Raw genomic sequence first — 15,074 nt, 5'->3', positions numbered from 1 at the left:
CTTTATTTATTGTATATGCTTTAGAGAGAACGAGTATAGGGAGGGTACAACATGGAAAAAAAGGTAAAGAAATTTAGAATGCCTTCGGCGTACACAATACTGTTTTTCCTAATTATTGTAGTTGCCATACTAACTTGGATTATTCCAGCAGGTGAGTATGCAACGACTAAGGCGGGAAATATTATTGCTGGTACGTACAAAGCACGTGCAAGCAGTCCTCAAGGTATTTGGGACATATTCTTGGCACCGATCAATGGTATGGTTGGTACTGACTTGACCGAAGGTTCGATCTCTGTATCACTATTTATTTTGGTTATTGGTGGATTTTTAGGAGTTGTAAACAAGACCCGTGCACTAGATGACGGTATTGCTACAGTTGTTAGAAAGAACGCCGGTAAAGAAAAAGCACTTATTCCCATTTTAATGACATTATTTGCTATTGGTGGATCAACATATGGTATGGGTGAAGAAACAATCGCATTTTACCCAATTTTGATACCAGTAATGATCAGCGTTGGGTATGATTCGATCACAGCCATATCACTTGCTTTGATCGGTTCACAAATTGGATGTTTAGCATCTACAGTTAATCCATTCGCCACAGGTGTTGCTTCTCAAACAATCAACATCTCACCTGGTGATGGTTTAATACCACGTTTTATTTTACTTATAATCACAACAGCAATCAGTATTATCTTTGTTATGCGTTACGCTGACAAGGTCAAAAAAGATCCAAGTAAGTCTTATGTATTTGAACGTCGTCAAAAAGACCTCGAAGAATTCTCAACTGCTGACAAGTCAATTGATGACAAATTATCTAAGAAACAAAAGAGTGTTCTATGGCTATTCGCTTTGACATTCGTAATTATGATCCTTGGTTTGATCCCTTGGACAAGTTTGAATGCTGGATGGACATTCTTCGATGACTTCACAGCATGGTTTACTAAGATTCCATTCTTGGGTGCTTTAATTGCTCAAGACTTCGCACCACTAGGTACATGGTACTTCACAGAAATCACAGCATTATTCTTCATGATGTCAGTTATCATCATGTTTGTTTTCCACATGAAGGAAACAGATTATATCACAGCCTTCATGAATGGTATGAGCGAATTCATGAGTGTTGCTATCATCGTTGCCGTAGCTCGTGGTATCCAAGTTATTATGAATAATGGTTACATCACGGCTACAGTATTGCACGCTGGTGAAACAGGATTACAAAACCTATCATCAGGTATCTTCATTGTTTTGACATATATCTTCTATATTCCTATGTCATTCTTGATCCCATCAACATCAGGATTAGCTGCTGCTACAATGGGTATCATGGGACCACTAGGTAAGTTCTCAGGCGTTGACGGTTCATTAGTTATCACAGCTTATCAAGCTGCTTCAGGACTAGTTAACTTGATCACACCAACATCAGGTATCGTTATGGGTGCTCTGGCAATTGGACACGTTGATATTGTTACATGGTGGAAGTATATTTGGAAACTAATTGCAGTATTGTTTGTCGTAATTGCGGCATTCTTAGTAGTTGTTTCAATGATGTAGTTTCAGATTTGTTTTAAAAATTTGAAGGAGGTTTCAAAATGGAAACATTTATCACAGACAAGGTTCAAGAAAATGCAATCAAGGAGTTAGGCAAAGTTGTTGCCGTTCCATCATATTGCGAAGACGCTGAAGAGAATGCGCCTTTTGGACCTGGACCCAAGAAGGCTTTGGAAACAGTCCTAAAAGTCGCTGAATCAATCGGTTATACGACATTTATAGATCCTGAAGGATACTATGGATATGCCGAAATTGGTGAAGGCAAAGAGATCTTTGGATTAGTTTGCCACATGGACGTTGTTCCTGCTGGAAATATCGATGCTTGGAATACTGAACCATTCAAGATGGTTGAGAAAGACGGCAAGTTGTTCGGCCGTGGTACTCAAGACGATAAGGGTCCTAGTGTAGCTTCAATGTTTGCTGTTAAAGCAATCATGGATGCTGGACACACCTTCAATAAGAGAATTCGTTTTATCTTCGGTACAGATGAAGAGACACTCTGGAGATGTATGGCACAATACAACAAGAAGGAAGATCCTATTGACCTAGGTATCGCTCCTGATTCAGAGTTCCCATTAACATATGCCGAAAAAGGCTTGCAACAATCATACTTAACAGGCCCTGGTTCAGATGAATTAAACTTGAGCTTAGTTAATGCCTTCAATGCTGTACCCGGCAAGGCAGTTTATGATGGACCTAAGCAAGACGAGGTTATGGCAGCACTTGTTGCCCACAAGTTTGATGCAGAAAAAGTGGAGGGCGGAATTGAAGTTAAAGGTAACTCAGTTCACGCTATGAATGCCCCACAAGGAACAAATGCTGTTGTTAGACTTGGTATGGCACTTGCTGACGTATTCCCAGATATCGAAGTTCTTAAGTTCTTGAAGAAGTTTGGCGAAGATGCCAATGCAACTAATTTGTTAGGTGACGTTTCTGATGACGTATCAGGTAAGTTGACCTTTAACATTTCAAGTTTGGAAATCAGTCCAAAGGGATCACGTCTACAAATCGATATGAGAATTCCTGTTAAGATCGATCACGACGAACTAGTTCAAAAAGTTGCTGACGCAGTTAAACCATTTAACATGAAGTACGAAAACTTCGATTATGTTGCTCCATTGTATGTACCAACTGACACAGAGTTAGTTAAGACTTTGATGTCAACGTATCAAGATGTAACTGGTGATACAGAATCCAAACCAGCTATTTCTGGTGGTGCTACATTTGCTAGAACAATGAATAACTGTGTTGCCTTTGGTGCAATGTTACCAACGACACCAGACTTCATGCACCAAGCAAATGAAAACTGGAGCAAAGCAGATATGCGTAAGGCTATGGAAATCATTGCTGAAGCAGTCTATCGTCTCTGTGTATAGTCTTTAATTTTTGTAATATCCTTTGAAGTATTATAAAATTATTTATAATTCGAAATGAGAACCGCTTCGGCGGTTCTTTTTTGTTTCTCAAATGGTTTTCTTCACTCTCTCAAAACGAGTTACGAAAAATAACTCCCTCCGCTTAACTACGATAACGAGAAGATACTAAGACCGTATCGTCACGTTATCTAGGTTATGCTCAGGAGTTCTCAATTTTTCTTCACTCTCTCAAGACATAAAATTTGTCTTATATTGATAAATTGGTTAGTTTAAGGGTAAGAGGAAACGTTGAATTTTTCAAAATGTCTATTCATTTGTCAAGAAAGGATATTGCAAGATTAGCTTGCGGGTGAATGTTTATGTTCAATTTTAATACACAACCAAAGAAATATAGATTCGAGGGGGATATGTCGGTACCAGGTGATAAGAGTATCGCCCATCGTGCTATTATTTTGGGTTCGCTAGCCAAAGGTGTTACACAAATAAGTAATTTTTCATTTTCCGAGGATCTAACAACCACCGTTAAGTTGTTTCAAACCCTCGGCGTAAAAATGCACATTGAACCGACGACTAAGGATATGATTATCAAAGGTTCAAATCGTAATTTCGAACCGATCAGTCATAATTTGAATTTGAATAATGTCGGAGAGTTGCAGAGTCTTATTATGGGGATGTTAGCAGCTTTACCTGACACGTACACACTGCAAGGTGGGAAATTCTTGAGCAAACGACCATCGGATAATTTGGCAGTGTTATTGGATGACATGGGTGCAGGATTGACACGCTTGTCAGATGATTATTTACCATTACAGATAACTGGTTCAACTAACTTGCAGGGAATTACATATCAGCAAGACATCGCTAGTGCACAGATTAAGAGCGGTTTGATATTTGCTAGTCTTTTTGCTGATTCTCAAACTGAAATAATTCGAAAGATGCCTACACGTAATCATACCGAGGTGTTGGCTAATTACTTTGGTGCTGATATTGAGATTAATCCGGATACGATTGTTGTTAATCCTCAAAATACAGAATTGACTGGACAAAATCTAACTATCCCGGGAGATTTCTCATCAGCAGCATTGTACATTGCAGGTGCGCTATTGTCAGAGGGCAGTAACCTAACGCTTCACAAAGTCGGGTTAAATTCTACTCGAACAGGTCTGCTAGAAGTTATCAAGCAAATGGGAGCAGTTATTGAGATAACTAATCATTCAAAGAACAGTGTTGAGCCATATGGTGATCTGGTGGTTAAAAGCCAGCCTCTTCACGGAACTGTGATCAAGGCCAAACAAGTTCCCTTTATTATTGATGAGATTCCAATTATTGCTCTGATGGCTTCCCAAGCAACAGGGAAAACAATTATTGAGGATGTCCATGATGTCCACCTGCAGATCAGTGATCGAATTAGAAACATGCGTGTGGAGTTGGCAAAATTAGGCATCGTTATGGATGTAAATGATGATTCTATCGTTATTCAAGGTAATCAAGAGATACACGTTAAAGACGATGTTGACAGTCATAATGATCATCGTATCGCTATGATGTTATGCGTCGCATCTAATTTAACGGCGACACCGTTTCAAATAAAAAACATCGAAGCAATTGATATTTCGTATCCAGATTTCATCTCAGATATGAAGAAGGTATTGATAGGAGCATAGGTTTTATGCTTCTTTTTTTTGCCTTGTTGACGTATGATTGATGTAATGAAAATTATGTAAGGGGTTACTTGATTTTATGATCAAATTTATTGGGACTGACCTTGATGGCACGTTACTTAATAGTTACAGTCAAATTTCTGAGGAAAATGTTGCAGCTATTAAAAAAGCGGTCGATAAGGGTCTTGTATATGCAGTTTGTTCAGGGAGAACATTGCATTCAGTTAAAAAGTTTTTCAAAAATGATTTGAAAATAGCTGGATATAAAGTTGTGTTAAATGGTGCAGTAGTTGTTGACCCTAAGGGAGAAAAGGTTGTAGATGCACCGTTGGCGCATGATATTGTTGCGGAAATTTTAAAACGTTCTGAATTCAGTAAGTTTAAAATCGTTCTCAACGGCTTAAATTACACAGAAGTTTATGATCCAACTAAGAGTTGGACGACTTATTTTGAAGGAAGTAGTCGTCACAATTTACACGCCAATTCTGTTGATGATCTGTGCAAGAAGAATGATGACCCAGACTTTGATATTTACAAAGTTTGTTTCAGTACTACACCAGATAGGCTTCCTGAATTACGTAAGAAATTAGAGTCGTTCGCATCGCTGCCAATTACCATCAGTCGTTCAGGTAGTGATTACTTTGAAATAAATGCACAAGATGTTACTAAATTAGCAGCATTACAAAAGATTTCTGAATTAGAGCACATCCCTATATCAGATTTTATGTGTTTTGGTGATTATGGGAATGACTTTGATATGATCCGTGAAGTTGGATACGGTGTCGCCATGGAAAATGCCATTGATAAGGTAAAAGATGTTGCGTGGAAAATAACGGAATCTAATAATAAAAATGGTGTTGCTGTAATGATCGACCGTGTATTGAGTGGTGAATTTGACGGTAGTTCTGGAAAAAGTGAATTAGATATTTAGTGAGGAGCTTGACAAATTGTAGTCATGCTCCTTTGTTTTTTTGAAAAAACATCTTGCATATGGCAAGAACCGGTTATACAATCTAGTTGTCTATTGGAAACGCTTTAATATAATGTCTTTTATTAAAACAAATAAATAAATTTATTACATAGAGGAGCTCTCATTATGGCAGAAAAAACAATTATGTTATGCTGCGCCGCAGGTATGTCAACAAGTTTATTGGTTTCAAAAATGCAAAAGGCCGCTGAAGCTAACGGGATTAACGCTGAGATTTTTGCAACATCGGCCGCTGATGCAGACGCTAAGTTGGATGAAAAAATCCGGACGTATTGATGTTAGGGCCTCAAGTTAGGTATCTTGAAGGTCAATTCAAAGATAAACTCGATGTTCCGGTCGAAGTTATCAGTATGCAAGACTATGGAATGATGAATGGTGAAAAAGTATTCAAACGTGCCGTATCTTTGATCAAGGAATAAAAATCTAATTCAAGTCGAGGATTCTAAAATGGCCGAAGAAGAGCATGATGAGCAATTGGAAGTAGCTATGAAATTGATCATTAATGGTGGAAGTGCCAAGAGTTCTGCATTTGAAGCCATCCACGCGGCAAAGAAGGGTCAATTTACGGAGGCTGATCAAAAGTTGGACGAATCAGATCAGTTTCTAATAAAAGCGCACAACGTTCAGACGCAGATGTTGACGGCTGAGGCAAATGGAACGCATGCTGAAGTTTCGCTAATGATGGTGCATGCACAAGATCATATTATGAATGCTATAACGTTTAGAGATCTTGCTGGAGAAATTGTTGATCTGTACAAAAAATTAGATTCCAAAGACTAATTTTAATACCAATTGAATTGGGGAATTGTACCCCAATTTTTTATTTAATAATTAATAACAGAATTTGTATAAAAGAGGGGTGCTTCATGTTTCCATATCAGAAGGTTCATGAACTTAATCGACTTGAACTGATAGTGTACAAGTACATTGTCGGACACTTGGAAGAAGTCGAGAATATGACTATCAGAGATTTGGCTAATGAGGCACAAGTTTCGACGACAACCGTTTTACGATTTTTAAAGAAAATGAATTATGGCGGTTTTTCAGAGTTTAAGTTTGCTCTTAAGCATAATCAAAATCAGCCTGTAAGAACTTTCAATGATAGTAGTGTTGAGCCAATTCAGAATTTTTTCAAGACAATAGTTCAAGAAGGTACATTTGATAAAAAAATAAATCAAGCAGCACAGATGATTAATGCCGCGGATTTGGTTCTTTTCTTCGGTGTGGGTAATAGTGGCAAGATTGCTCAGTATGGTTCGAGCCTTTTATCAAGTTATGGTATTTATTCATTGCCAATTGCTGACCCGTTTCAACCCGAACCACTAGCTGATCGAGATTTTTCCAAAACTCTTTTGATTGTAGTATCTGTTTCTGGTGAAACTCCAAACTCGATTCAGCAGGCAAAGTATTATAAACAAAATGGAGCGGCAACGATTGCATTGACTGCTAATTCATATTCTTCTTTGAATCAAATTGTGGATTTTCCCATTTCGTATGATTTGCCACAAATCAGAAATGGGCAGATCAATGTTACGACACAGGTTCCTTTGGTTTATATACTGGAACAGAGTGCCAGCAACGCTTATCACAAAATGATCGAGCAGCCAAAGCGTGGTTTATCAGAGAATATTGCAGAGGATGAATAAAAAGTGTGTATTTCTTGATAGATGTCTCGCAATCGGTTAATTTAAAGTTAAATTTAATAATAAAGGAGGGAATATTATGGCAAATTATAGTTTGGGAATTAAGGATTTCGATAAGTTTTATGATTTGTATCTTTATTCCTTCAATCGTGAAGATAGCGAACAAAAAAAGAATGCCCTTCACACTAGATATGAGCATTCTTTAGTTTATGGGATTATGAATGGTGACAAGCTGGGAAGCGGACTGTTCAGCATTCCGTTCACAGTTGATTTTCATGGCGTAAATTATCATATGAATGGGATCGGTGACGTGATGAGTGCGCCCGAATTTGCAGGTAAGGGTGGTGCTGGTAAGCTTATCAACGCAGCAATGAAGGACATGTACAAGAATAATGTTACATTGTCGTATCTAGCACCATTTTCGTATGAGTTCTATCGTCAATTTGGTTATGAGCATGTTTTTGATCATGTCTTAATGGAGATTCCTAGTGATAAGTGGACGCATATTAAGGCACCGAAGGTTGGTCATGTTGAGCGGGTCAGTTTATCTGAGGTTCCTGTTCAAGCTAGAAAACTTTATGATAATCACAATTCTTTAGGCGGAGTCAACCGTGAAGACTGGTGGTGGGATCATATGGCTTATAAGCACTCGGATTGGTTTGCAGCACTGTATTATGAGGATGACGATAATTTGGGTGGATATTTGTTCTACTCTAAGGAAGGCGACACACTCAAGATTCACGAGTGGGTAACCAAAGATCCAAATAGCTATCGCGCTCTTGCAAGTTTTGTAACTAAACATTCATCAACATTTGATAAGTTTGTATATGAATCAGATGATTCGGAAGTTAAAACAGATCTGTTGGATGAGCCTAAAATTGCAGACGTTAGAACGGTTCCTTATATGTCAGCTCGAATCGTCAACTTAAAGAGTTTTGTAATGAAGTATCCGTTTATCAAGTACAATCTTGATCCAATCGTAATTGAGGTCACGGATTCCTTGAAGTGGAATAATCATCATTGGAGATTGTCGATCAAGAATGGTGATGTTAAATTTGAAAAAACACAAGAACCTGGAACGATTCAAATTACTATCGAAACCTTGACTAAGGCGATGTTTGGGACTCGTCAGCTTGATTCGTTAGCACATTATGGTGCAGTTAATGGTGATGCTGTTTCAATCGATAGATTGAGCCATGCACTTGTCTCAGAAAAGCCACAGTTGAGAGATTACTTCTAAATCAAAAAATGTTCAGATTGCATATTGGCAACCTGAACATTTTTTATGCTGATTTTGTAGTTGAGAGTTCTTTTATTCTTGGCATTAAGAGGTTTAATAGTATTGCTGCAACGGCCGCCGCAGCAATTGGTGATCCTAGTAAATATTGGATGATCTGTGGTGCTTGTTTTGTGACGTTGGCTGGTAATAAGACTAGTGCAAGCGTCAGGATAATTGGTAATCCAATAATATAGATATCGCGGTCGGTCGTATGTAGACCACGAATAACATTCAACCCATTCAACATGATCGTTACACAGATAATTGCGAAGACACCACCGATAACTGGTGCAGGGATGGCGGCTAGGAAGGCTGATAGTTTACTGAAGAATCCTAAAACAGAGAACCAAATACCAGCGAACAAGAAGACACGTTTACTAGCAACACCGGTGATAGAAATGACACCAGCATTGGTTGAGTAACCCGTAACTGGTGTTGTTCCTAGCAATGCAGCGACTAAACAACTGAAGCCTTCACCGATGATACCCATGTTCCATTGTTTCTTACTGATTTCATGGTTGGTAACGGCTCCCATGGCGAACCATGTACCAGTTGTTTCAGTTGTAATGACAGCATAGATGATAATAAACGTAATAATAGCTGAAGGTGAGAAGTGAATACCATACTTGAGAACTGTACCGGTTGGAACACTGAACCATGCGGCATCCCCAACGGTCTTCCAATCAAATATTCCCATGAGAGTTGAAACAACAGTGCCGACTCCAAGTGCTAAGATGATTGAACCAGTTCTGAAGAATCTTCTAACTTGTGGGAATCGATTACTAATACCAACTGAAACGAGAAGTGTTAAAGCGGTGATCGAAGCTAGGATGATATTGTTGTTGATATTTCCAGATGCTTTGAAGATGTTATCATTCAAAGCTGAAGGAATCAATGATAATCCAACACAAGTGATGATCGTGCCACCGACCAGTGCGGGAACAAGTTTACTGATGACCTTTTGGAAGACCCCAGTAATACCCAGGATGATCAAGATGATTGCTCCAATCAGTAGTGAGCCGATCAGAGTACCCATACCATTTCCTTTGAGTCCACCTGAAGCTAAGACGACACCAGCCGCTGCGCCTAATGGTACAAACGATGGTCCTGCGATACGGGCATTTTCATGAATACATAAGTTTGGAGGATAGTACCGATTCCGGCTGCCAGGAAAGTTGACTGCAAGAGACTCATTTGGTCGCCAACCCCCATAGCCATCATGCCGGCCAAAATAATTGGTGGGACATAGATATCCATTGCTAGAACGTGTTGCAGTCCTAAGAACCCTGCTTCACCGAATCCAACTTTGTCGTCAGGTCCAACTAATAAGCTGCTTTTATTTTCCATTATTCTCTCCTCGATTGATTACTTGTTTTCCAGAAACATAAACTTCATTAATTTGGGATTTAGTCGTGTGATAGATCAGACGTTCAAAAATATCATTTTCGTTATTCGACATAACATCAGAATATTGATCGTTCACTATTTGTAAATCAGCTTTATAACCAGCTTTTATTTGTCCGGTCGGTATGTGGAGAGCTTTGGCGCCACCGACTGTTGCAAGGTAAAACGCATTAGCAGCAGTGATGCGTGCATTCCTTGTGCCAGCGTCTTGTAACATTTGTGAGGACATGACGGCTTGCTGGATATTACGATAAATACTTGGAGAGTATCCACCGGCAATATCAGTTCCCATTCCAAGTTCAACATTCTTGTCATGAACGTGTCTGACAGGTAATACGGAACTACCAAAGAAAATATTAGAAATAGGACAGTGGGCAACAGCCGTGTTTCTTTCGTTAAATAAATCAAGATCGGAATCACTTAATTGTGTACCATGTGCCATGACTGCTTTGTCAGTCAGCAAGTTGAACTTGTCGAGGACTTCAGCGTCACGCATGCCAAATCTATCGATGGCGTATTGATCTTCCCAGATGCTCTCACTGCAGTGTGATTGGATTGGAAGGTCATATTTTTTGGCCAGTTGACCTAATCCTTCGAGGGTTTCATCGGTGCAACTTGGTACGAATCTCGGTGTTATCACGGGGACGAGTTCAGAGTTTGTTTCTTTTTGTAATTTTTGGAGTCGTTGAATGAAGACTTCTGTTTGCTCCAGTGCTTCTTGAGCAGAATTATCTCGATAGAAATCTGGAGTTTGGTCCGGATTATCCATCGCAACTTTTCCAATGAAGGCCCTTTGTCCCATGTCAGCACAAATTTGTGCCAAGACGAGATTGGCTTCAGTATGGATGGAGCCAAAGTATAAAACAGTTGTGGTTCCATTAGCCAGTAATTCTTTGACAAGGCTTTGGTAGCTTTTTTTAGCAAAATCTAAGTTTTGGTATTTTGCTTCAAGTGGGAAAGTATAGGTTTGCAGCCACTCATTTAATGGTTTGTCCAAAGCAAGACCAGCTTGAGGCCATTGCGGTGCATGGACGTGTAAATCTGTGAATCCTGGTAGCAGATAACTGCTTTTTGGTATGACATGAAGAATGTTGTGATTTTCAGCAGTTTGTTTGACCGATTTAAAATCCGGTTCATCGACAGATATTACACGATCAATCATTCCTGATCGATCAATACATGTGAGAACTTTGGGTGAAAAATCCGCCTTGTCAAACGATGCTGAAGAGAAAACAGCTCCCTCAAAAACAATTTGATAGGTGATAATCTAACACTTCCTTATTTAAGTTGATATTAGGTTAACATGAATAATTCATTTTATAAAGGGAGAATTGTTCGGAAATAAATTAAATTATTTTAATAATTATTCATTGATATAAACGGAAACGATTACAAAATATAAAATACATAATATTGATATTATTTTGTTCAATTATGAAGACAGTATTAAAGACATATAAATAAAATAACTATATAATTAGTCTAAATTTGGATGTATTCTAATTTTAGACTTTTTTTGAAGGAGAATAGTATGAGCAAGTTAATTGGTATCACAGCAGATGTGTTTCTCGAACCAGCCTCAGCCATCAATGAAAGCAAGGCAGACTTTGTCCCTAGACCAGCGGTCAATGCAGTTTTGCAGGCTGGAGGTGTACCAATTAGTTTGCCATACTATGATGCATCTTCATTAGACAAACAAGATGACTTGTTAACAGTTCTCGATGGGATTATTTTTACTGGTGGACCCGATGTTGATCCAACTTTTATGGGTGAAGAACCCATTCCTGAATTAGGAACGACCAATAGAAAGCGTGACGTCTCTGAAATCTCATTGATAAAAAAGGCAGTTGCTAAGCATGTTCCCATCCTAGGTATTTGTCGTGGTGCACAGGTTATTAATGTTGCATTAGGAGGTTCAGTTTATCAAGACCTGGCTACCCAATATGATGAGCCGACTTTGTTGATGCATCACCAGAAAGCTGCGGGGGATATTCCGGTTCATCATGTTCAAGTTACTGATTCGTTCTTACAAAAGTCTGTTGGGGATGAGGTCTTTGTTAATTCTCGTCATCATCAAGCTATTAAGGAACCGGCTTCCAGTGTAAGAATAGTAGCAACTGCACCCGATGGTGTGACTTAGGGGATCGAAAATGATGATGCCAGTATCCAGGCAGTACAATGGCATCCCGAGAATCTTTGGGAAGAATATCCTGAAGAATTACAGCTGTTCAAAGATTTTGTTAATCGAATTTGAGTTCGTCTAATAGGGTCATATATTGTAATTATACTTATGAAATATTGGTCGATGTGTATAGCTATATTCATGGTAGAATATTACATAGTTGGCGCGATGCCAAAGTATTTCATGAATTTAGGAGTGTTAAATAATGGTCAATGTTTTTGCTGAAGGTTTTGAACAAGACGATAAGCAGATAGCCCGCAGCCATAAAGCTAGTATGGGTGAAAGAAAGTATTTATCAGATGAAGTTCCAGATTATGCTTCACTCGTCAATGCCAGCTTACGGATTCCAGGACCAATTAAGAATAATGAATATTTAAGTGAGATTTTTGAGAAAGGTTTCAAAGATTTTGTCAGTGATTTTGATATAAAAAAACGTATAATATGGGATATAGCAACTGGCCCAGAGGCATTCGCCATTGTTAATTCTGATGCGCAAATCGTTAAAACTGCTGCAGTTAAATATGAAAATGATTCGCCGTTAGGGTCAATTTTTGACATAGATGTCTATATAGTACATGGCGATACATTAGGTGCCTTGAAGCGAGAGGATCTCAAGTTAAAACCTCGAAAATGTTTGATTTGTGATAATTCAGCTTCAGAATGTATCAGAGATCATAATCACACCGTGAAAGAATTACAAGCTCATATTAGTAATTTGATAAATAACAATTAAAAGCCTCATCGGTAATATTCGATGAGGCTTTTTTATTTACCATGTCATAAAAAGTTATCTTTAACGTTTTAATTAGTTAATAAATGATATTATATTAATCATACTGGAGTTGTCGACATCAGAAATACAAAGGGGAAAATAAAAAATGGGTATCTACCTTATAATTAATATTATAGGTCTAGTAGTTTTTCTTGCTATTGCGTTTTTGTTCTCGAAGAACAAAAAGAACATTCACTGGAAGTCAATTGGAATTATGATTGCTCTTAATTTACTATTGGCTTGGTTTTTAACAAGTTTTGGGATCGGGCGTGCGATTGTTTCGGGCGCTGCGAATGGGTTTAATTGGTTAGTACAGGTTGCCTATGTCGGAATCGAGTTTGCATTGCCTAGTTGGGTGCATGTAAAAAGTATGGATTTTGTCACTAGTGCATTATTACCAATTTTACTAATTGTGCCATTGTTTGATATTTTAACGTATATCGGTATTCTACCTTTCATTATTAAGTGGATCGGTAAAGGATTGTCGTTCGTCACGGGTCAACCGAAGTTTGAATCATTCTTCGCAGTTGAAATGATGTTTTTGGGTAATACTGAAGCACTTGCTGTATCGAGTTTACAGTTGAAACAAATGAAGTCACAGCGTAATGTGACATTAGCGATGATGTCGATGAGTTGTGTCACGGCATCTATCATTGGCTCTTATATTCAAATGATGCCAGGAAGATTTATTTTAACAGCAATTCCGATCAATATAATCAATTCGATCATTGTGACGAGTTTGCTGAACCCAGTCACAGTCACACCAGCAGAGGACACGATTGCTAAGCTGAGTGGTGAGGGAGATAGTGGTAAGAAAGAGCCATTCTTCTCATTCTTGGGTGATTCAATCTTAGGTGCGGGTAAATTGATTTTGATTATTGCCGCAAATGTTATCGCCTTTGTTGCATTGGCTGCTTTGATCGATAAGATTTTACAATTGGTTAATCCTTGGTTAACTTTGGAACATATTTTAGGAATCATCATGTATCCATTCGCTTGGTTATTGGGATTGAATGGTCATGATTCCTTTCAAATGGCCCAGTATATGGGTACAAAATTGGTTACAAACGAGTTTGTTGTAATGGGAAAGGTTACTAGTACGATAAGTAACTTTGATCCGCATTTCAAAGCTGTTTTAACAGTCTTTATCACGTCATTTGCTAATTTCTCGACCTTGGGTATGATCATCGGTTGTTTCAAAGGAATAGTTGATAAGGAAAAGAACGATGTTATTTCTAAAAATGTTGGTTACATGTTGTTATCAGGTGTTCTGGTTTCGTTATTGTCAGCCGCGTTTGTAGGACTGTTCGTTTGGTAAAATAATAAAATGGCATCTTCCAGGATGGTATCAAAAAAAGTTTGAAGCCTTTTTAATAGACTTCAAACTTTTTTAGTTTTCTAACCATTTAAATACTTTATCAATGTTACCAACCCAAGTGACCCAAGAATGGTCTCCATCAACAGGCATCCAGGTGTAGTTATCAGTCAAATGAATGGTCATAAAGTTTTTGAACATAATATTGTCTTCGTGCATGTAATCTTCATCGCCACAAACTGTCAGAACTTTTTGTCGAGGTTGGAGTCGATTGAAGATTGTTGCAAGCTGGTTATCATGAATCTTTTTGGCAGTTCCGAAGATGCTGTCAAAGGTCTTCTTGTCCATTGGGCATTGAGGATTATTCCTAAATTTTTCGATGTCAGTAATAGGAGACAATGCTGCAATTTTGCTAAATTTATCAGCATTGGTGAAGCCGATCTTCAAGGCTCCATATCCACCCATACTGGATCCGACAATGTAATTGTCTTCAGGTTTAGAGGAGATTGGGAACATTCCCTGGATTTTTGGAATTAGTTCTTTAACAAAGAATGAGTAATAAGGGATGAAATCTGAGTCAGTATAGAAGGCATTGCGAGCTTCAGGCATAATGACAGCCCAATCATGTTTTCTCGCTAACTCTTCAATATTAGCATGGCGTATCCAAGCTGTATCATCACCAGTGTATCCGTGTAATAGCCAGACAGCCTTGTATTCTTTTTTACCGGAATCTGGTATCACAACAGTGGTCTTGAAGTAAGTGTGCAAGTAATTAGTACGGTAACTCATGCTTAGTAATGTCATTTAGTATTCCTCGAATGCTTATCTTATTATTAAAAATTTTATATCAAATAAACTAATATTTCAATAATTTATTTGATGATTAATTTCTTATTAATCTTG

12 protein-coding genes and 2 pseudogenes are annotated in these 15,074 nt (G+C 38.2%); 11 read left to right on the top strand and 3 right to left on the bottom strand.

Annotated elements, in window-relative coordinates:
• Positions 1-51: 51 nt before the first annotated feature.
• From JCM14932_RS06430 to JCM14932_RS06395, 8 genes and pseudogenes are all read left to right on the top strand, one after another.
• Positions 52-1,554: a YfcC family protein gene (locus JCM14932_RS06430; protein ID WP_025024165.1), complete on the top strand. Its 1,503-nt coding sequence runs from the start codon at positions 52-54 to the stop codon at positions 1,552-1,554.
• Between the two features lie 38 nt (positions 1,555-1,592).
• The gene (locus tag JCM14932_RS06425; protein ID WP_025024164.1) at positions 1,593-2,927 is read left to right on the top strand and encodes a M20 family metallopeptidase; all 1,335 of its coding nucleotides are present in this window, start codon (positions 1,593-1,595) and stop codon (positions 2,925-2,927) included.
• A 359-nt stretch (positions 2,928-3,286) separates the two neighbouring features.
• Complete coding sequence (aroA, locus tag JCM14932_RS06420) at positions 3,287-4,591, top strand: 3-phosphoshikimate 1-carboxyvinyltransferase (protein WP_025024163.1); 1,305 nt, start codon at positions 3,287-3,289, stop codon at positions 4,589-4,591.
• 76 nt (positions 4,592-4,667) lie between these two features.
• Complete coding sequence (locus tag JCM14932_RS06415; RefSeq protein ID WP_025024162.1) at positions 4,668-5,519, top strand: Cof-type HAD-IIB family hydrolase; 852 nt, start codon at positions 4,668-4,670, stop codon at positions 5,517-5,519.
• A 165-nt stretch (positions 5,520-5,684) separates the two neighbouring features.
• A pseudogene (locus JCM14932_RS14745) lies at positions 5,685-5,995 on the top strand (PTS sugar transporter subunit IIB).
• A 28-nt stretch (positions 5,996-6,023) separates the two neighbouring features.
• Complete coding sequence (locus tag JCM14932_RS06405; RefSeq protein ID WP_025024161.1) at positions 6,024-6,356, top strand: PTS lactose/cellobiose transporter subunit IIA; 333 nt, start codon at positions 6,024-6,026, stop codon at positions 6,354-6,356.
• An 86-nt stretch (positions 6,357-6,442) separates the two neighbouring features.
• Positions 6,443-7,222 carry a MurR/RpiR family transcriptional regulator gene (locus JCM14932_RS06400; RefSeq protein ID WP_025024160.1) on the top strand — a complete coding sequence of 260 codons (780 nt, stop codon included), beginning with the start codon at positions 6,443-6,445 and terminating at the stop codon, positions 7,220-7,222.
• A gap of 76 nt (positions 7,223-7,298) precedes the next feature.
• Entirely contained in the window at positions 7,299-8,459 is a 1,161-nt protein-coding gene (locus tag JCM14932_RS06395; RefSeq protein WP_025024159.1) for a GNAT family N-acetyltransferase, read from the top strand.
• A gap of 43 nt (positions 8,460-8,502) precedes the next feature.
• Here JCM14932_RS06395 and JCM14932_RS14740 read toward each other — a convergent pair.
• Together JCM14932_RS14740 and guaD are read right to left on the bottom strand one after the other, a co-directional pair.
• Positions 8,503-9,845, bottom strand: a pseudogene (locus JCM14932_RS14740) (uracil-xanthine permease family protein).
• A complete protein-coding gene (gene guaD, locus JCM14932_RS06385) occupies positions 9,835-11,154 on the bottom strand; it encodes a guanine deaminase (protein ID WP_034542758.1) in 1,320 nt (439 codons plus the stop codon). The pseudogene JCM14932_RS14740 and the gene guaD overlap by 11 nt, the downstream one beginning before the upstream one ends.
• Positions 11,155-11,433: 279 nt before the next feature.
• Here guaD and JCM14932_RS14735 point away from each other — a divergent pair, with 279 nt between their 5' ends.
• The 3 genes from JCM14932_RS14735 (at position 11,434) to JCM14932_RS06370 (ending at position 14,174) form a co-directional block, all read left to right on the top strand.
• A complete protein-coding gene (locus JCM14932_RS14735; protein WP_235700540.1) occupies positions 11,434-12,042 on the top strand; it encodes a gamma-glutamyl-gamma-aminobutyrate hydrolase family protein in 609 nt (202 codons plus the stop codon).
• A 247-nt stretch (positions 12,043-12,289) separates the two neighbouring features.
• Positions 12,290-12,817 carry a citrate lyase holo-[acyl-carrier protein] synthase gene (gene citX / locus JCM14932_RS06375; RefSeq protein ID WP_025024157.1) on the top strand — a complete coding sequence of 176 codons (528 nt, stop codon included), beginning with the start codon at positions 12,290-12,292 and terminating at the stop codon, positions 12,815-12,817.
• A gap of 151 nt (positions 12,818-12,968) precedes the next feature.
• Positions 12,969-14,174: a NupC/NupG family nucleoside CNT transporter gene (locus tag JCM14932_RS06370; protein ID WP_025024156.1), complete on the top strand. Its 1,206-nt coding sequence runs from the start codon at positions 12,969-12,971 to the stop codon at positions 14,172-14,174.
• Positions 14,175-14,246: 72 nt separating this feature from the next.
• Here JCM14932_RS06370 and JCM14932_RS06365 read toward each other — a convergent pair whose 3' ends face one another.
• The gene (locus JCM14932_RS06365) at positions 14,247-14,975 is read right to left on the bottom strand and encodes an alpha/beta hydrolase (protein ID WP_025024155.1); all 729 of its coding nucleotides are present in this window, start codon (positions 14,973-14,975) and stop codon (positions 14,247-14,249) included.
• Positions 14,976-15,074 lie beyond the last annotated feature (99 nt).

This window comes from Companilactobacillus nodensis DSM 19682 = JCM 14932 = NBRC 107160 (genome assembly GCF_000615905.1).
In the GTDB taxonomy this organism is placed as follows: domain Bacteria; phylum Bacillota; class Bacilli; order Lactobacillales; family Lactobacillaceae; genus Companilactobacillus; species Companilactobacillus nodensis.
The sequence above is the reverse complement of the archived record's forward strand: the minus strand, read 5'-3'. Positions and strand labels throughout refer to the sequence as shown.